The organism is Streptomyces bullii, from assembly GCF_042657145.1.
GTDB classification, from domain to species: Bacteria; Actinomycetota; Actinomycetes; order Streptomycetales; family Streptomycetaceae; genus Streptomyces; species Streptomyces bullii.
Genome location: NZ_JBHSNY010000003.1, coordinates 357,634 through 375,440, shown reverse-complemented (window position 1 = coordinate 375,440; position 17,807 = coordinate 357,634). Strand labels below are relative to the sequence as shown.

General features: G+C 70.9%; 17 protein-coding genes. 9 read left to right on the top strand and 8 right to left on the bottom strand.

All coding sequences use genetic code 11. The features are described 5' to 3' along the window. Positions 1-78: 78 nt before the first annotated feature. Positions 79-546 (bottom strand): SseB family protein, encoded by a 468-nt coding sequence (locus tag ACFPZJ_RS09635; protein WP_365674867.1) that lies wholly within the window; start codon positions 544-546, stop codon positions 79-81. 108 nt (positions 547-654) lie between these two features. Between ACFPZJ_RS09635 and ACFPZJ_RS09630 the strand changes: the two genes are divergently transcribed. From ACFPZJ_RS09630 to ACFPZJ_RS09615, 4 genes are all read left to right on the top strand, one after another. Then, positions 655-1,467 carry an intradiol ring-cleavage dioxygenase gene (locus ACFPZJ_RS09630; protein WP_381019555.1) on the top strand — a complete coding sequence of 271 codons (813 nt, stop codon included), beginning with the start codon at positions 655-657 and terminating at the stop codon, positions 1,465-1,467. Positions 1,468-1,596: 129 nt separating this feature from the next. Further along, a complete protein-coding gene (locus tag ACFPZJ_RS09625; RefSeq protein ID WP_381020154.1) occupies positions 1,597-3,423 on the top strand; it encodes an acyl-CoA dehydrogenase in 1,827 nt (608 codons plus the stop codon). A 76-nt stretch (positions 3,424-3,499) separates the two neighbouring features. Next, positions 3,500-4,822, top strand: a complete 1,323-nt coding sequence (locus tag ACFPZJ_RS09620) for a M18 family aminopeptidase (RefSeq protein ID WP_381019553.1) — start codon at positions 3,500-3,502, stop codon at positions 4,820-4,822. 92 nt (positions 4,823-4,914) lie between these two features. Further along, positions 4,915-5,163, top strand: coding sequence for a DUF6458 family protein (locus ACFPZJ_RS09615; RefSeq protein WP_381019551.1), 249 nt, complete (start codon positions 4,915-4,917; stop codon positions 5,161-5,163). A gap of 10 nt (positions 5,164-5,173) precedes the next feature. Here the strand turns inward: ACFPZJ_RS09615 and ACFPZJ_RS09610 are convergent, their stop codons facing one another. After that, positions 5,174-7,021 carry an NHL domain-containing thioredoxin family protein gene (locus ACFPZJ_RS09610; RefSeq protein ID WP_381019549.1) on the bottom strand — a complete coding sequence of 616 codons (1,848 nt, stop codon included), beginning with the start codon at positions 7,019-7,021 and terminating at the stop codon, positions 5,174-5,176. Between the two features lie 30 nt (positions 7,022-7,051). Next, entirely contained in the window at positions 7,052-7,444 is a 393-nt protein-coding gene (locus tag ACFPZJ_RS09605) for a cupin domain-containing protein (protein WP_381019547.1), read from the bottom strand. 53 nt (positions 7,445-7,497) lie between these two features. On the opposite strand from ACFPZJ_RS09605, the gene ACFPZJ_RS09600 reads away from it, so the two are divergent. Both ACFPZJ_RS09600 and ACFPZJ_RS09595 read left to right on the top strand, forming a co-directional pair. Then, a complete protein-coding gene (locus ACFPZJ_RS09600) occupies positions 7,498-8,502 on the top strand; it encodes a GlxA family transcriptional regulator (protein ID WP_381019545.1) in 1,005 nt (334 codons plus the stop codon). Continuing rightward, positions 8,499-8,990, top strand: coding sequence for an LURP-one-related/scramblase family protein (locus tag ACFPZJ_RS09595; protein WP_381019543.1), 492 nt, complete (start codon positions 8,499-8,501; stop codon positions 8,988-8,990). The genes ACFPZJ_RS09600 and ACFPZJ_RS09595 overlap by 4 nt, the downstream gene beginning before the upstream one ends. 192 nt (positions 8,991-9,182) lie before the next feature. Here the strand turns inward: ACFPZJ_RS09595 and ACFPZJ_RS09590 are convergent, their stop codons facing one another. Continuing rightward, positions 9,183-9,980, bottom strand: coding sequence for a carbon-nitrogen family hydrolase (locus ACFPZJ_RS09590; protein WP_381019541.1), 798 nt, complete (start codon positions 9,978-9,980; stop codon positions 9,183-9,185). A gap of 193 nt (positions 9,981-10,173) precedes the next feature. Between ACFPZJ_RS09590 and ACFPZJ_RS09585 the strand changes: the two genes are divergently transcribed. Next, positions 10,174-10,998, top strand: coding sequence for a maleylpyruvate isomerase family mycothiol-dependent enzyme (locus ACFPZJ_RS09585; protein WP_381019539.1), 825 nt, complete (start codon positions 10,174-10,176; stop codon positions 10,996-10,998). Positions 10,999-11,106: 108 nt separating this feature from the next. On the opposite strand, the gene ACFPZJ_RS09580 is transcribed toward ACFPZJ_RS09585, so the two are convergent. Together ACFPZJ_RS09580 and ACFPZJ_RS09575 are read right to left on the bottom strand one after the other, a co-directional pair. Further along, on the bottom strand, positions 11,107-12,417 hold the full coding sequence (locus tag ACFPZJ_RS09580) for an MFS transporter (protein WP_381019537.1): 1,311 nt from the start codon (positions 12,415-12,417) through the stop codon (positions 11,107-11,109). Then, positions 12,414-13,064, bottom strand: a complete 651-nt coding sequence (locus ACFPZJ_RS09575; protein ID WP_381019535.1) for a GntR family transcriptional regulator — start codon at positions 13,062-13,064, stop codon at positions 12,414-12,416. The genes ACFPZJ_RS09580 and ACFPZJ_RS09575 overlap by 4 nt, the downstream gene beginning before the upstream one ends. Before the next feature lie 195 nt (positions 13,065-13,259). Here ACFPZJ_RS09575 and ACFPZJ_RS09570 point away from each other — a divergent pair, with 195 nt between their 5' ends. Further along, complete coding sequence (locus ACFPZJ_RS09570; protein WP_381019533.1) at positions 13,260-14,165, top strand: D-alanyl-D-alanine carboxypeptidase family protein; 906 nt, start codon at positions 13,260-13,262, stop codon at positions 14,163-14,165. Between the two features lie 176 nt (positions 14,166-14,341). Next, the gene (locus ACFPZJ_RS09565) at positions 14,342-15,280 is read left to right on the top strand and encodes a D-alanyl-D-alanine carboxypeptidase family protein (protein ID WP_381019531.1); all 939 of its coding nucleotides are present in this window, start codon (positions 14,342-14,344) and stop codon (positions 15,278-15,280) included. Positions 15,281-15,344: 64 nt separating this feature from the next. On the opposite strand, the gene ACFPZJ_RS09560 is transcribed toward ACFPZJ_RS09565, so the two are convergent. Both ACFPZJ_RS09560 and ACFPZJ_RS09555 read right to left on the bottom strand, forming a co-directional pair. Further along, positions 15,345-16,799, bottom strand: a complete 1,455-nt coding sequence (locus tag ACFPZJ_RS09560) for a dihydrolipoamide acetyltransferase family protein (protein ID WP_381019529.1) — start codon at positions 16,797-16,799, stop codon at positions 15,345-15,347. Positions 16,800-16,810: 11 nt separating this feature from the next. Then, positions 16,811-17,806 carry an alpha-ketoacid dehydrogenase subunit beta gene (locus tag ACFPZJ_RS09555; protein WP_381019527.1) on the bottom strand — a complete coding sequence of 332 codons (996 nt, stop codon included), beginning with the start codon at positions 17,804-17,806 and terminating at the stop codon, positions 16,811-16,813. Between the last annotated feature and the right edge of the window lies 1 nt (position 17,807).

The window sequence follows — 17,807 nt, the reverse complement described above, 5'->3', positions numbered from 1 at the left end:
AGAGAAAGCCCGGAGGGCATTCCCTCCGGGCTCGGTATGGATGTCGGCGCCGGTCAGCCGCCCGCGCGACCAGGACGTCTAGCCGTACATGCGGCGCATGGCGAACTCGACCATCTGCTCCACGGCCTTCGCGTCGAACACGATCCGGTGCTCGCCCTCCATGTCCAGGACGAAGCCGTAGCCGGTCGGCAGCAGGTCGATCACCTCCGCGCCGGTGATGACGAAGTACTTCGACTCCTTGCCCGCGTACCGGCGCAGCTCCTTCAGCGAGGTGAACATCGGGATCACCGGCTGCTGGGTGTTGTGCAGGGCGAGGAAGCCGGGGTTGTCGCCGCGCGGGCAGTAGACCTTCGAGGTCGCGAAGACCTGCTGGAAGTCCTCCGCGGACATCTGCCCCGTGGTGAAGGCCCGGACCGCGTCCGCGAGCGACGGCGGGGACGGCTCGGGGTACAGCGGCGCCTGCTGCTGTCCGTACCCGCCGGGCATCTGCTGCTGCGGCGGGACGTAGCCCTGCTGGGCACCGACGTTCTGGTCGTAGCCGTACATGAGCGCAAGCGTACCGAGCGCGGCGCTCCGCCAGACGGGTCATGGCACACGGGGAATTCACAGACAGCACCCTGGTGCCCCACAGGACACGCTCCTAGCGTCTGCCCCATGACCACACAGCGCGACGACGCACCCCACGAACACGACCGCGGGCTCTCCTACGACCTGCCCGTCCTCGCCCGCCGCCGGATGATCCGGCTGCTCGCGGGCGCGAGCCTGGTGCCGCTGGTCGGCTGCGCCTCCGAGGACGAGAAATCCGCTGCCTCTTCCGCCCCTTCCTCCTCCGCGGAGTGCGCGCAGATCCCGGAGGAGACCGCCGGCCCGTACCCGGGCGACGGCTCCAACGGCGTCAACGTCCTGAAGGAGAGCGGTGTCGTCCGCAGCGACATCACGAAGAGCTTCGGCGACTCCGCCGGCGGCACCGCCGAGGGCGTGCCGCTGACGATCACGCTCACGGTCGTGGACGCCGCCTCGGGCTGCGGCACCCCCAGGCAGGGCGCGGCCGTCTACCTCTGGCACTGCGACCGGGAGGGCAGGTACTCCCTGTACTCCGAGGGCGTCACCGACGAGAACTACCTGCGGGGCGTGCAGGAGACCGACGACCAGGGGCAGGTGACCTTCAAGAGCATCTTCCCGGCCTGCTATCAGGGCCGCTGGCCGCACATCCACTTCGAGGTCTACGGCAGCCTGGCCGACGCGACCGCCGCCACGTCGATCACCAACACCTCCCAGCTCGCCCTGCCGAAGGACGTGTGCGACACGGTGTACGCCACCGACGGCTACAGCCAGAGCGTGACGCATCTCGGCCAGTTGTCCCTGGAGTCGGACAACATCTTCAGCGACGGCCACGACCAGCAGCTCGCGACGGTCAAGGGCAGTGTCGAGCAGGGCTACACGGCGACGCTGACGGTGCCGGTGTGACCCATCACAGATGACCGGATCGGGGTTGCTTCTTATTACCGACGGGTAGCATCATCGTAGCTACTTGTTGGTACGTGAACTAGGTGCGAGGAGTCAGTGCCTCGCCGATCCCTCTACGGAGCCGTCGCCATGGGGCACTACAAGTCGAATCTCCGCGACATCGAGTTCAACCTCTTCGAAGTACTCGGGCGGGACAAGCTGTACGGCACCGGCCCGTTCGAGGAGATGGACGTCGAGACCGCGAAGAGCATCCTGGAGGAGCTCACGCGCCTCGCGGAGAACGAGCTGGCCGCGTCCTTCGCGGACGCCGACCGCAATCCGCCCGTCTTCGACCCCGAGACCCACACCGCCCCGGTCCCCGAGTCCTTCAAGAAGAGCTACCAGGCCTTCATGGACTCCGAGTACTGGCGCCTCGGCCTGCCCGAGGCCATCGGCGGTACGACGGCTCCTCCGTCGCTGATCTGGTCGTACGCGGAGCTGATCCTGGGCGCGAACCCGGCCGTGTGGATGTACTCCTCCGGCCCGGCCTTCGCCGGGATCCTCTACGACGAGGGCAACGAGGTCCAGAAGAAGATCGCGCAGATCGCCGTCGAGAAGCAGTGGGGCTCGACCATGGTCCTCACCGAGCCGGACGCCGGCTCGGACGTGGGCGCTGGCCGCACCAAGGCCGTCCAGCAGGAGGACGGCTCCTGGCACATCGAGGGCGTCAAGCGCTTCATCACCTCCGGTGAGCACGACATGTCGGAGAACATCCTCCACTACGTGCTCGCGCGTCCCGAGGGCGCCGGCCCCGGCACCAAGGGCCTGTCCCTCTTCCTCGTCCCGAAGTACCTCTTCGACTTCGAGACCGGCGAGCTGGGCGAGCGCAACGGCGTCTACGCCACGAACGTCGAGCACAAGATGGGCCTGAAGGCCTCCAACACCTGCGAGATGACCTTCGGGGACCAGCACCCCGCCAAGGGCTGGCTGATCGGCGACAAGCACGACGGCATCCGCCAGATGTTCCGCATCATCGAGTTCGCCCGCATGATGGTCGGCACGAAGGCGATCTCCACGCTGTCCACGGGCTACCTCAACGCGCTGGAGTACGCCAAGGAGCGCGTCCAGGGCCCGGACCTGGCGAACTTCATGGACAAGACCGCGCCCAAGGTCACCATCACCCACCACCCCGACGTGCGCCGCTCGCTGATGACGCAGAAGGCGTACGCGGAGGGCATGCGCGCCCTGGTCCTCTACACCGCCTCCGTCCAGGACGCGATCGCGGTCAAGGAGGCGGCCGGCGAGGACGCCTCCACCGAGCACGCGCTCAACGACCTGCTCCTGCCCATCGTCAAGGGCTACGGCTCCGAGAAGGGCTACGAGCAGCTCGCCCAGTCGCTGCAGACCTTCGGCGGCTCCGGCTTCCTGCAGGAATACCCGATCGAGCAGTACATTCGCGACTCCAAGATCGACACCCTGTACGAGGGCACCACCGCCATCCAGGGCCAGGACTTCTTCTTCCGGAAGATCGTCCGCAACCAGGGCGCGGCCCTCAACTCGCTCGCCGAGGACATCAAGAAGTTCCTGGCGCTGGGCACCGGCGGCGACGAGCTGGCCGGCGCCCGGGAACACCTGGCCAAGGCCGCCGTGGAGCTGGAGGCCATCGTCGGCCTGATGCTCACCGACCTCGCCGCCACCGAACAGGACGTCAAGAACATCTACAAGGTGGGCCTGAACACCACCCGCCTGCTCATGGCCTCCGGTGACGTCATCGTCGGCTACCTGCTGCTCAAGGGCGCCGCGGTCGCCGCCGAGAAGCTTCAGACGGCCTCCGCCAAGGACAGGGCCTTCTACACCGGCAAGATCGCGGCGGCGAAGTTCTTCGCGGCCAACGTCCTGCCGCGCGTCACCCTGGCCCGCAAGGTGGCCGAGGGCGTCGACCTGGACCTGATGGAGCTGGACGAGGCCGCGTTCTAGTCACCCGTCACGTCCTTCGACGAGGACCCGCTCCCGGCAAGGGGAGCGGGTCCTCGTCCGTCGTTAAGGTGAACCCATGACCACAGGCATCCGCTTCGACCGCGGCCACACCGACGACCTCATGACCTTCCTGGCGGCCAGCCCCACGCCCTACCACGCCGTGGCGAACGCGGCGGAGCGGCTGGAGAAGGCCGGCTTCCGGCAGGTCGCGGAGACGGACGCCTGGACCGAGACACCGGCGGACGGCGCCGCGAGGCCGAGCGGCGGCAGGTACGTGCTGCGCGGCGGCGCCATCGTGGCCTGGTACGTCCCCGAGGGCGCCACGCCGCACACGCCGTTCCGGATCGTCGGCGCCCACACCGACTCCCCCAACCTGCGCGTCAAGCCACGGCCCGACAGCGGCGCGCACGGCTGGCGGCAGGTCGCCGTGGAGATCTACGGCGGGCCGCTGCTCAACTCCTGGCTCGACCGCGACCTGGGCCTCGCGGGCCGTCTGACCCTGCGCGACGGCTCCACGCGCCTGGTCAACGTCGACCGCCCGCTGCTGCGGGTCCCGCAGCTGGCGATCCACCTCGACCGCTCCGTGACGGCGGACGGCCTCAAACTGGACAAGCAGCGGCACATGCAGCCGGTCTGGGGTCTGGGCGGCGACGTGCGCGACGGCGACCTCATCGCCTTCCTGGAGGAGACGGCCGGGATCCCGGCGGGCCAGGTCACCGGCTGGGACCTGATGACGCACTCCGTGGAGCCGCCGGCCTACCTGGGCCGCGACAGCGAACTGGTGGCCGGTCCGCGCATGGACAACCTGCTGTCCGTGCACGCCGGTACGGCGGCGCTGGCGGCGGTGGCCGCGTCCGGCGCGGAGCTGCCGTACATCCCCGTCCTCGCCGCCTTCGACCACGAGGAGAACGGCTCCCAGTCGGACACGGGCGCGGACGGGCCGCTGCTCGGCACCGTGCTGGAACGTTCGGTGTTCGCGCGCGGCGGGTCGTACGAGGACCGGGCCAGGGCCTTCGCCGGTACGGTCTGCCTCTCCTCGGACACCGGCCACGCCGTCCACCCCAACTACGCGGAGCGGCACGACCCCACGCACCACCCGCGCGTCAACGGCGGCCCCATCCTCAAGGTCAACGTCAACAACCGCTACGCCACGGACGGTTCGGGCCGGGCCGTGTTCGCCGCCGCCTGCGAGAAGGCGGGCGTGCCCTTCCAGTCCTTCGTCTCCAACAACTCCATGCCGTGCGGCACCACGATCGGCCCCATCACCGCCGCCCGGCACGGCATCACGACCGTCGACATCGGCGTGGCGATCCTGTCGATGCACAGCGCCCGCGAACTGTGCGGCGCCGACGACCCGTTCCTGCTGGCCGGAGCACTCAGGGCGTTTCTGGAGGGCTAGTCGGACGCCCTGTCAAGTCCCGGCGAGGCATGGGCGTCGCCCGTCCGGGTACCCGGCGGTGACCGGAACGACCGGACAGGGAGGCGACACTCATGGGCCTCGGCGGATGCATCATCCTCATCGCCGTGGGAGCCATCCTCACATTCGCGACCGACTGGGAGATGCAGGGGGTCAATCTCGACCTCGTCGGCGTCATCCTCATGATCGTGGGTCTGATCGGCGTCACGACGTTCAGCAGCATCGCCCGGCGCCGGCGTGTGGTGGTGCCGCCCACGACCCCGGTCGTCGAGGACGACCGGGCGCACCACCGGCACGGCTACAGCGACGGATACGGCGTCTGACGGCCCCCGCTCACGCGTCCAGGCCGGCCAGGACCAGGGGCAGGCGGTCCGTCCCCTCAGCAGTGAGGCGGACGGGCACGCCCCAGTCCTGCTGGTGGACGTGGCAGGCGGGATAGTCGTTGGACGGGTCGTCGTCACAGGAGGCCGCCATCGCGGAGACGTGCAGCACACCCTCCGTCACGGCGGGGTTGAGCTCCAAGGCGCGGGACAGGTCTTGTCCCGCGCCTTCTCCGTTCAGCAGCAGCTCGGGCGGGGTGGAGGAGACCAGGAGGCGGGTCGAGGGCCCGTACCGCGTGTCGAGTTTCTGGCCCGCCGGGGCCTGGAAGATCACGTCCAGGCGGAGCCGGCCGGGAGCGACCTCCGTGGCGGCCCGCTGCGTGCGGTGGGCCACGGCGGCGACCTTGACGGTCTCCTCCGGCAGGCGCAGGCGGGTCAGCCGGTGCCGGGCCGATTCCACGACCACGATGTCGTCGCCGTGCAGGACGGCGTCGCTGGGCTCCCGCAGGTCGGTGGCCAGGGTGGTCACCTCGCCGGTCGCCGGGTCGTAGCGGCGCAGGGCGTGGTTGTAGGTGTCGGCGACCGCGACCGACCCGTCGGGCAGGGCCGTCACCCCCAACGGGTGCTGGAACAGGGCCTGTTCGGCGGCGCCGTCGCGGTGGCCGAAGTCGAACAGGCCGGTGCCGACGGCGGTGTGCACGGAGCCGTCGGGATCGACCCAGCGCAGCGCGGAGGTCTCCGAGTCGGCGAGCCAGAGGCGGTCGGGGGTCGCGGCGAGCCCGGAGGGCTGGGCGAACCAGGCCTCGGCGCCGGGTCCGTCGACGAGCCCCTCGTTGGTGGTGCCGGCGGCGACGGCCACGGTGCCTCCCTCCGAGCCGAGTGCCTGGTCGCTGCCCCCAGCCGGGTCGTACACCCACAACTGGTGGACGCCGGCCATGGCGATCCAGACCTTGCCCTGCCACCAGGCGACGTCCCACGGGGAGGAGAGGTCCACCTCACGTGCCGGGCCGGAGGTGGGGCGGCCCTGCATCCACTGATGGCCCGTGCCGGCCAGGGTGGTGACCTCGCCGGTGGCCGGGTCCCACCGCCGCAGGGCGTGGTTGACGGTGTCGGCGACGACGACCGACCCGTCCTCCAGGAAGGCGAGCCCCTGCGGCTCGTTGAAGGCGGCGGCGTCGCAGGAGCCGTCGGCGAACCCGCGCACGCCGGCGCCGATCCGCCGCACCACCGTCTCCCCGTCCGCCGCCAGCTCCACCAACTGGTGCCGGGTGGTGTCGCTGACGAGGAGGTTCCCGGACGGGAGCACGAGTGCCTTCCCCGGGAAGCGCAGCACCGTCGGCTCCGGCTCCGGCGCCACGTACGGCCCGTCACCGCGCCGCAGCGTGCCCTTGGCCTCGTGCTCGGCCTCCAGCTCCGTCACCAGCCGCTCGATGGCGTGCACATGCCCCTCACCGGCGTGCTGTGCGACGACGTACCCCTCGGGATCGATGACGACGAGCGTCGGCCAGGCCCGCACCGCGTACTGCTTCCAGGTGGCGAGCTCCGGGTCGTCCAGCACCGGATGCTCGACCCCGTAGCGCTCCACGGCGTCCACGACCGCCTGGTGCTCGGCCTCGTGCACGAACTTCGGCGAATGCACGCCGATGACGACGACCGTGTCCCGGTGCTTCTCCTCCAGCGCACGCAGCTCGTCCAGGACGTGCAGGCAGTTCACACAACAAAACGTCCAGAAGTCCAGGACGACGATGCGTCCCCGCAGGTCGGCGAGGGAGTACTGCTGTCCGCCCGTGTTCAGCCAGCCGCCCTTGCCGGTGAGCTCGGGGGCGCGGACGCGGACGCGGCGGGGTGCGGAGTGGTTCATGCGTCCCAGGGTGTCACCCGGCACTGACAGTCATGCCAGCGCGTGCCCCGTCGACGCGTCCACGTGGTCGGGGACCTCGTCGTGGCGGTCGCCGACCGTGAGGGTGCCGGTCGGTTCGAAGACGAGGATGGCGGTCGGGACCGGGGCGTACGGCTTGTGCGCGATGCCGCGCGGGACCGTGAAGACGCTGCCCTTGGGGAGGACGACCGTGCGCTCGCCGGACGCCTCGCGCAGGCCGATGTGGAGTTCGCCGTCGAGGACGAGGAAGAACTCGTCGGTGTGGTCGTGCGCGTGCCACAGGTGCTCGCCCTCGACCTTGGCGACGCGGACGTCGTAGTCGTTGACGGCGGCGACGATGCGAGGGCTCCACCGGTCGCTGAAGGAGGCGAGGGCGGCGCTCAGGGAGACGGGTTCACTGGTCATGCCCGTCATCCTCGGTGGCGGCCCGGCAGCGGCGCGAGTGCTAGAAATCGCATATGCCGCAAGGATCCTCTCAGCCGTCCCCGCCGCACCGGGTCGCCGTGATCGTCGACGAGGGCACGAACCCCTTCGAGGTGGGCGCCGCCACCGAGCTGTTCGGCCTGCCGCGCCCCGAGCTGGGGCTGCCCGGACCGCTGTACGAGGTGACGCTGTGCACGCCCACGCCCGAGGTGCGGATGAACCACGGCTTCTTCACGCTGACGGGCGTGCCCGGGCTCGACGCGGTGGACGACGCCGACACCCTGGTGGTGCCCGGCCGGCCGGACAACGTCGTCCCGCGCGGGGCCGCCGTCCTGGACGCGATCCGCCGCACGCACGCGCGTGGCGCCCGCGTCATGAGCCTGTGCACCGGCAGTTTCGCGCTGGCCGAGGCGGGGTTGCTGGACGGGCGGCGGGCCACCACCCACTGGATGTGGGCGGACGCCTTCCGTGACCTGCACCCCCGGGTCCTGCTGGAGCCCGACGTGCTGTTCGTCGACGACGGCGACATCCTGACCGCCGCGGGCAGCGCCGCCGCGCTCGACCTGGGGCTGCACGTCGTACGACGGGACCACGGCGCGGAGATCGCCAACGCCGTGTCCCGACGGCTGGTGTTCGCCGCGCACCGGGACGGCGGGCAGCGGCAGTTCGTGGAGCGGCCGGTGCCGGAGGCGCGGGACGAGTCCCTGGGCCCTCTGCTGGCGTGGGCCCAGGAGCGGCTGGGAGAGCCGCTGACGGTGGCGGACCTGGCGGCCCGTGCGGCGGTCTCCGCGGCCACGCTGCACCGCCGTTTCCGCGCCCAGCTCGGCACCACGCCGCTGGCCTGGCTCACCGCCGAGCGGGTGGCTCTGGCCTGCCGGCTCATCGAGCGCGGCGAGGACCGCCTGGACGTGGTCGCGGCCCGCAGCGGCCTGGGCACGGCGGCGAACCTCCGGGCCCGCCTGCGCCGCGAGACGGGACTCAGCCCGTCGGCCTACCGGCGGCGTTTCGGACCGGCCCCGGGGGAAGCGCTGATGTCATGAGATTCCTCGTGTACGACCGGCTCCTCGGCATCGGCGACGACTACTGGATCGAGGACGACCGCGGCAACCGGGTGTTCCTCGTCGACGGCAAGGCCCTGCGCGTGCGGGACACCTGGGAGCTGAAGGACACCCAGGGGCGGGTCCTCGTCGACATCCACCAGAAGATGTTCGCCCTGCGGGACACGATGGTGATCCAGCGGGCCGGTGAGCCCCTGGCGACCATCCGGCGCAGACGGCTGTCGCTGCTGCGCAACCACTACCGCGTGTCCCTGGCCGACGGCACGGAGCTGGACGTCAGCGGCAAGATCCTCGACAGGGAGTTCGCCATCGAGTACGACGGCGAACTCCTCGCCGTGATCTCCCGCCGCTGGATCACCCTGCGCGACACGTACGGCATCGATGTGGTCCGCGACGACGCCGACCCGGCGCTGCTGGTCGCGCTGGCGGTGTGCGTGATCCATCTGGCGGAGAAGGAGCGGGAGGACTAGGCCCGCCGCCTGGGCCGGGCTCGGGGCCGCCCGCTACGGGAGCGCGAGGGGGATCGGATCCAGGGTGCCGTCGTCGGGCGTTGGGACGCCCCTGCCGGCGCCGAGGAGCCTCCAGGCCCAGGACGCGGTCCCTCAGTGCCGCGACGCCACTACCGGCGCCCGAGGGGGCCGTCGTCGGGCACCCCGACGCCGCTACCGGCGCCGAGGGGCCTCCAGGCCCAGGACGCGGTCCTTGAGCGCCGGGAACTGTTCCCGCGTCGCCGTCACCTTCGCGGGGTCGAACTCCACCGTGAGGACCTCCTCGCCGGGGCCGGCCTGGGCCAGCACCTCGCCCCACGGGTCGACCACGATCGAGTGACCGGCCTGCGGAACTCCGGCGTGCGTCCCGGCCGTTCCACACGCGAGCACGAACGCCTGGTTCTCCACCGCCCGCGCCTGAGCCAGCAGCGTCCAGTGCGCCCGGCGGCGCTCCGGCCAGCCCGCCGGGACGACCAGGGTCTCGGCGCCGGCGTCGACGAGACCGCGGAAGAGTTCGGGGAAGCGGAGGTCGTAACAGGTCGCCAGGCCCAGGGTCGTCGACGGCAGACGCACCGTCACCAGCTCCGTGCCCGCGCCCATCAGCACGGCCTCGCCCTTGTCGAAGCCGAAGCGGTGGATCTTGCGGTAGACGGCGGCCGGCTCACCGGAGGGAGAGAAGAGGAGCGAGGTGTTGTACAAAGGCCCGTCCGGATCGCGCTCGGGGATCGAGCCGGCGTGCAGCCAGACACCCGCGTCGCTCGCTGCCTTCGCCATCACCTCGTACGTCGGCCCCTCCAGCGGCTCGGCCTCACGCCCGAAGTCCTCGTACGCGAACGCGCCGGTGGTCCACAGTTCGGGCAGGACGACGAGGTCGGCCCCGGCCTGTTCCCGTACCAGGGAGGCCACCCGGCGCCGGCGCGATTCGACCGATTCGCCCGCGTCCACGGCGATCTGGAGCAAAGAAGCGCGCACACTACCACCGTCCTGGCATTCGAGCCGTCCACAAGGGCTCCCCCACGGGCCTACGATCGTCACACGAAAGCACTGCCGGGGTGCCTCACAGCAGCGTAACTTAGCGTTCCGAGACACCCGCCGACAGCAGCCACCTCCCACTGGCAACGCCGCCACAACCGCCCGTGTACCAACCGCCGAGGGGTCCCGTTCCGTGAGTCTGCATCCCACCCTCCAGCCCTACGCCGACGCCTGGACTCACTCCATCGAGGCGATATCCGAGCTGGTCCAGCCGCTCGCGGAGGCAGACTGGAACCGGCGCACGCCGTGCCCGGGCTGGTCGGTGCGCGACATCGTCTCCCACGTCATCGGCCTGGACTCTGAGATGCTGGGCGACCCGCGCCCCATCCACACGCTCCCGCGCGACCTGTTCCACGTCACCAACGACCACCAGCGCTACATGGAGATGCAGGTCGACGTCCGCCGCCACCACACGGCGCCGGAGATGACCGCCGAGCTGGAGTACATGATCATCCGCCGCAACCGCCAGCTGCGGAGCGAGTCGCGCGACCCCGGCAAGAAGGTGCGCGGCCCGCTCGGCACCGAGCTGACGCTGGAGGAGTCCATGCGCCGGCACGCGTTCGACGTGTGGGTGCACGAGCAGGACCTGCGCACGGCCCTGGGGCGCCCCGGCAACCTCGACTCCCCGGGCGCGCACGTCGCCCGTGACGTGCTGCTCGCCGAACTGCCCCGCGTGGTGGCCGAGCTCGCCGACGCCCCCCGCAGCTCGGCGGTCGTCTTCGACGTGCACGGCCCTGTCGAGTTCCTGCGCACGGTCCGCGTCGACATCCAGGGCCGCGGCACCGTCGAAACGGCCCCCGCGCTCGGCCCGGCCGCCACCCTCACCCTCGACTGGGAGACGTACGTCCGCCTGGCCTGCGGCCGGGTGACCCCGGAGACGGTGACGGACCGGGTGAAGACGGAGGGGGACCCGGACCTGGCGGCGGCGATCCTGAGGAACTTCGCCGTGACGCCCTGACGAGGCGTGTGCCGACCGACCCGGCCCGTCCGGCGACTGAGGACGAGGGCGTTCCGGGCGAGGCGGCGGGGGGCCTGCGGGTGGCAGCCCAGACCCGGCGCCGGGTACCTACGCGGGAACGTGCACCGTCTCCACCCGGCTGGCGACAAGCCGCTCCCGCTCCCGCCGGGCCGCCCGCCTCCGCAACCGCAGGATCTGGCTCACCCCCAGCGCCTGGAGCACGAACACGCTGGAGAACGCCACCCGGTAGTCGTCCCCGGTGGCGTCCAGCAGCACGCCGACCGCGAACAGGGTCGTCATCGAGGCCACGAACCCGCCCATGTTCGTGATGCCGGAGGCCGTGCCCTGGCGCTCGGGCGGGTTCGCCGGGCGGGCGAAGTCGAAGCCGAGCATCGAGGCGGGGCCGCAGGCGCCCAGCACAGCGCACAGCACCAGCAGCAGCCACATCGGCGCACGGTCGGCGGGGTAGAAGAGCGTGGCCGCCCACAGCAGCGCGGTCGTGCCCACCGTGCCCAGCGCCAACGGCAGCCGCGCCCCGTGGTGGCGGGCGACGATCTGGCCGTACACCAGGCCGATGACCATGTTGGACAGGACGACGAGGGTGAGGAGTTCGCCCGCCACGGCCCGCGACAGCCCCTGCGCCTCGACCAGGAAGGGCAGCCCCCACAGCAGCAGGAACACCATCGCCGGGAACTGGGTGGTGAAGTGCACCCACAGACCCAGTCGGGTGCCTGGCTCCCGCCAGGCCGCGGCGATCTGGCGGCGCACGTACGCGGCGCCCTGGTGCGCCACGGGCTCCGGCTCGTGGCCCTCGGGGTGGTCCTTCAGGAACAGCAGCACCAGCACGAGCACCACGACACCGGCGAGCGCGCTGCCCGCGAACGCCGCCGTCCACCCGATGCCGTGCAGCAGCCGGGCCAGGACGAGCGTGGAGACGAGGTTGCCGGCCATGCCGGCCAACCCCGCGAGCTGCGCGACGAGCGGCCCGCGCCGGGCCGGGAACCACCGGCCGCCCAGCCGCAGCACGCTGATGAACGTCATCGCGTCACCGCACCCGAGCAGCGCCCGCGAGGCGAGCGCCATGCCGTACGACGGCGAGAACGCGAACCCGAGCTGCCCGGCCGTGAACAGCACGACCCCGATGCCCAGCACCTTCTTGGTGCCGAGCCGGTCCACCAGCAGGCCGACGGGTATCTGCATGCCTGCGTAGACCAGCAGCTGGAGGATCGAGAAGGTGGACAGCGCGGAGGCGTTCACGTGGAAGCGGTCGGCGGCGTCGAGGCCGGCCACCCCCAGCGACGTACGGAAGATGACGGCGACGAAGTAGACCGAGACGCCGATGCCCCAGACGGCGAGCGCGCGCCGGCCGCCTGGGGGGTCCCCCGGCAGGGCCGCCGCCCGCGCGGACGAGGAACTCATCGGACCTCCCCCCGGGCCAGGTGGGAGAACCAGCTGACGTGCCGGTGGACGACCGCGACGGCCGCCTCCGCGTCACCGGAGCGCAGCGCCCGCAGGATCTCCTCGTGCTCCGCCAGGGTCTTGGCGATCCGGTCGGGGTGGGAGTGCATGACGGCGACGCCCATGCGCAGCTGCCGGTCGCGCAGCTGGTCGTAGAGGCGGGAGAGGATCTCGTTGCCGCCGCTGCGGACGATCTCGGCGTGGAAGCAGCGGTCCGTGACGGCCGCCGCCGCCAGATCGCCGGCCGCGGCCTGCTCCTTCTGCCGGGCCAGCAACTCCTCCAGGCGCTCCACGAGTCCGGGGGGCGCGGGTACGGCCTTGCGCGCCGCGTGCTCCTCGACGAGCAACCGGGTCTCCACCACGTCCGCGATCTCCTGGGCGGAGACGGGCAGGACCAGGGCGCCCTTCTTCGGGTACAGCTTGATGAGTCCCTCGACCTCCAGCCGGAGCAGCGCCTCGCGCACCGGTGTGCGTGAGACCCCGACGGCCTCGGCCAGTTCGCCCTCGGTGAGCAGGGTCCCGCCCTCGTAGCGGCGGTCCAGGACGCCCTGCTTGACGTGGGTGTAGACGCGGTCGGCGGCGGGCGGTTGCTTCACGGCGAGGGTCATGCCGACAGCATAGATACAACAGGGACGCGTAGTTGCATGCGTCCATCATGCGGACCTGCCGCACCCCGCCCCAGCGACGGCACAACCTTCTGTGCTACTTACATGTCACACATGTGCGGCCCTGCTCGCCTTCACACCGTTCGACCTCAACACGGCCGCACATCAGGGGAATTCGACACAATCGGGGTATCTCTCTTGAAAACCGGCATCCAGGGCATCCGTATCCGCAGAGCCGTCGGCGTCGCCGTGACCACCGGCGCCATGCTCGCGACCGGAGCCCTCTACTCGGCGCCCGCGCAGGCCGCCACCGCGCCCACGATCGCCGCCAAGGGCGGCTACGTGATGAACAACGCGAACGGCAAGACGCTGTACACCAAGGCCGCGGACACCAAGCGCTCCACCGGCTCCACCACCAAGATCATGACGGCGCTGGTGGTGCTGAAGCAGTCGAACCTGAACCTGGACGCGAAGTACACCGTCCCGAAGGCGGTGAGCGACTACATCGTCGACAAGGGCTACCCCTCGTCGGCCGGGCTGATCGTCGGCGACAAGGTCACCGTCCGCCAGCTGCTGCACGGCCTGATGCTGCCGTCCGGCTGCGACGCCGCGTTCGCGCTGGCCGACAAGTTCGGCACGGGCTCGACGCGGTCGGCCCGCCAGAAGTCGTTCATCGGCAAGATGAACACCACCGCCAAGAGCCTCGGCCTGAAGAACACGCACTTCGACTCGTTCGACGGCCTGAGCAACGGCGCCAACTACTCCACGCCCCGCGACCTGACGAAGCTCGCCAGCAGCGCGATGAAGAACTCCACGTTCCGCGGCGTCGTCAAGACCAAGCAGTACACGGCCAAGACGATCACCAGGTCCGGCGGGACCCGGACGATGCCCACGTGGAAGAACACCAACCCGCTGCTCGGCACCTACACCGGCGCGATCGGCGTGAAGACCGGCTCGGGTCCGCAGTCCAAGTACTGCCTCGTCTTCGCCGCCACCCGGGGCGGCAAGACCGTCATCGGCACCGTGCTGGCCTCCACCAACGAGACCACACGCGCCACGGACGCGAAGAAGCTGTTGAACCACGGCTTCGCCCAGCTGGGCTGACATCCCGGACGCAGACCCGGTGCACAGGGCCGGCCGCCCGACCGCGGCCGGCCCTTTTCCCATGACGTCCCGCCCGCCGTACAACCCTCCGCGCTGCTCGTGAGTCTCCTGAGAGCCTCCCCCCGGTCATTCCGCAGGTGCCTCGGAAGGCATCTCGCACACTCGGAGCGTTCATAGTGATAACCGGCATCAAGGGCGTACGGATCCGCAGAGCAGCAGCCGTGGTCGTCACCACCGGCGCGCTGGTCGCGGGCGGCGCCCTGTCGACGCCCGCTCAGGCCGCGACCGCACCCTCGGTCAGCGCCAAGGGCGCGTTCATGCTCAACAGCGCGTCGGGCTCCACGCTCTACAGCAAGTACGCCGACACCAAGCGGCCCATGGCCAGCACCACCAAGATCATGACGGCCCGCGTGGTGCTGAGCATCCCCGACGTGAACCTCGACCGTAAGGTCACCATCAAGCAGGCCTACCGGGACTACGTCGCCGCCAAGGGCGCGAGCACCGCGGACCTGAGGACCGGCGACAAGGTCACCGTCCGCCAGCTGCTGCACGCGCTGATGCTGCCGTCCGGCTGCGACGCCGCGATGGCCCTCGCGGACACCTTCGGCACCGGGACGACGATCTCCGCGCGCACCAAGTCCTTCATCAGCAAGATGAACGCCAAGGCCGAGGCCCTCGGCCTGACCAACACGCACTTCGACTCGTTCGACGGCAACTCGACGCAGAACACCAACTACACGACGCCGCGCGACCTGGCCAAGCTCACCCGCAGCGCGATGAAGTGGTCCACGTTCGCCGGCATCGTCAAGAAGCAGAAGACCGTCCAGTACGCGACGACCAGCACGGGCGGCACCCGCACCTACACCTGGTACAACACCAACAAGCTGCTGGGCTCCTACAGCGGCGCGATCGGTGTGAAGACGGGCACCAACACCCCGTCCGGCCCCTGCCTCGTCTTCGCCGGGACCCGGGACGGCAAGACGGTCATCGGTGTCCTGCTGAACGACCAGTACCGCTACACGGACGCCGCCAAGCTGATGGACTACGCCTTCGGCAGCAGCTCGGCGAGCACGATGCAGCTGCGCACGCTCCCCTCGGGCGCCCAGCAGGACTGATTAGGCCCACGTACGCGAGGAGGGGCCCACCGCTCGCCGGCGGTGGGCCCCTCCTCGTGTCGGCTCACGCCCAGGTGATCAGGCGCTTCGGCTGCTCCAGGATCGCCGCGACGTCCGCCAGCACCTTCGAGCCCAGTTCCCCGTCCACCAGGCGGTGATCGAAGCTCAGCGCCAGGGTGGTGACCTGGCGCGGCTTCACCTTGCCCTTGTGGACCCACGGCTGGGGCTTGATCCGGCCGACCGCGAGGATCGCGGACTCGCCGGGGTTGAGGATCGGCGTGCCGGTGTCGACGCCGAAGACGCCGACGTTGGTGATCGTCACCGTGCCGCCCTGCATCGCGGCCGGGGAGGTCTTGCCCTCCCGGGCCGTGGACACCAGTTCGCCGAGGGACGCGGCGAGTTGGGGCAGCGTCTGGGTGTGCGCGTCCTTGATGTTCGGCACGATCAGGCCGCGCGGGGTCGCCGCCGCGATGCCCAGGTTCACGTAGTGCTTGACCACGATCTCCTGGTTGGCCTCGTCCCAGGACGCGTTGATGTCCGGGTTGCGCCGGATGGCCACCAGCAGCGCCTTCGCGATGAGCAGCAGCGGGTTCACGCGCAGGCCCGCGAACTCCTTGTCCTGCTTCAGCTCCTCGACCAGCTTCATCGTGCGCGTCACGTCGACCGTCACGAACTCCGTGACGTGCGGCGCCGTGAACGCCGAGCCCACCATCGCCGCCGCGGTCGCCTTGCGGACGCCCTTGACGGGGACCCGGGTCTCACGGGCGGTGTCGTACGACACCGCCGCCGGGGTCGACGGGGCAGCAGCCGGGGCGGGAGCGGCCGGGGCCTGCGCCTCGCGCTCGGGGGCCTGCGGCGGGGCCACCGCCGCGTGGACGTCCTCGCGGGTGATGATGCCGTCCGGGCCGGTCGGGGTGACCGTCGCCAGGTCGACGCCGAGGTCCTTGGCCAGCTTGCGCACCGGGGGCTTGGCCAGCGGGCGCTGCTGGACGGCGGCGGGGGCCGTGGCAGGACCGGCGGCGGGCGTCACGGTCTGGCCAGTCGCGACGGGGGCCGTGCCATGGCCGTTGAGCTCCGTCTGGATCGCCGCCGAGGCCTCTGCGACCGGGGCCTGCGGGCCCTTGCGCGGGCGGCGGCGGGTCGCGGTCGTGGCCACGCCGTACCCCACCAGGACCGGCTGGCGGGTCGCGCCCTCGGCCTTGGGCTGCTCCTGCTCCGGCTCGGCGGGGGCCTGCGCCGGGGCCTCGGCGGGTGCCCCGCCCGACACGTCGACCGCGATGATCGGCGTGCCCACGTCCACCGTGGTGCCCTCCGGGAAGTGCAGCTCGCGCACCACCCCGTCGTAGGGGATGGGCAGCTCGACCGCGGCCTTGGCCGTCTCGACCTCGCACACCACCTGGCCGTCGGTGACCGTGTCGCCGGGCTGGACGTACCACTTGAGGATCTCGGCCTCGGTGAGTCCCTCGCCCACGTCGGGCATCTTGAACTCGCGCACGGACGCTTGCGTCATCGTCGTCACGCTCCCCCTCCTCAGTACGCCAGCGAGCGGTCGACGGCATCCAGCACCCGGTCCAGGTCCGGAAGGTAGGACTCCTCCAGACGGGCCGGCGGGTACGGGGCGTGATAGCCGCCGACCCGCAGCACCGGGGCCTCCAGGTGGTAGAAGCAGCGCTCCGTGATGCGCGCGGCGATCTCCGCGCCGGAGCCGAAGAACACCGGTGCCTCGTGGACGACGACCAGGCGGCGGGTCTTCTCCACCGACGCCTGGACCGAGTCGAAGTCGATCGGCGAGATCGACCGCAGGTCCAGGACCTCGAGGGACCTGCCCTCCTCGGCGGCGGCGTCCGCCACCTCCTGGCAGAGCTTCACCATCGGGCCGTAGGCCGCCAGGGTCAGATCGGTGCCCTCACGGACGACGGCGGCCTTGTGCAGCGGGCCCGGGATCGCCTCCGTGTTGACCTCGGCCTTGTCCCAGTAGCGGCGCTTGGGCTCGAAGAAGATCACCGGGTCGTCGCTCTGGATGGCCTGCTGCATCATCCAGTACGCGTCCGACGCGTTGGAGGGGCTCACGATCTTCAGTCCGGCCACGTGCGCGAAGAGCGACTCGGGCGACTCCGAGTGGTGCTCGACCGCGCCGATGCCGCCGCCGTAGGGGATGCGCACCACGACCGGCATCTTGACCTTGCCCAGCGCGCGGGCGTGCATCTTCGCCAGCTGCGTGACGATCTGGTCGTACGCCGGGAAGACGAAGCCGTCGAACTGGATCTCCACGACGGGGCGGTAGCCGCGCAGGGCCAGGCCGATCGCCGTGCCGACGATGCCCGACTCGGCGAGCGGGGTGTCGATGACACGGCTCTCGCCGAAGTCCTTCTGCAGGCCGTCCGTCACACGGAACACGCCGCCGAGCTTGCCGACGTCCTCGCCCATGACGACGACCTTGGGGTCGGACTCCAGGGCGCGGCGCAGCGACTCGTTGATCGCCTTGGCCAGAGCCATGCTCTTGGCCGTCACAGCCTCCACTGCCATG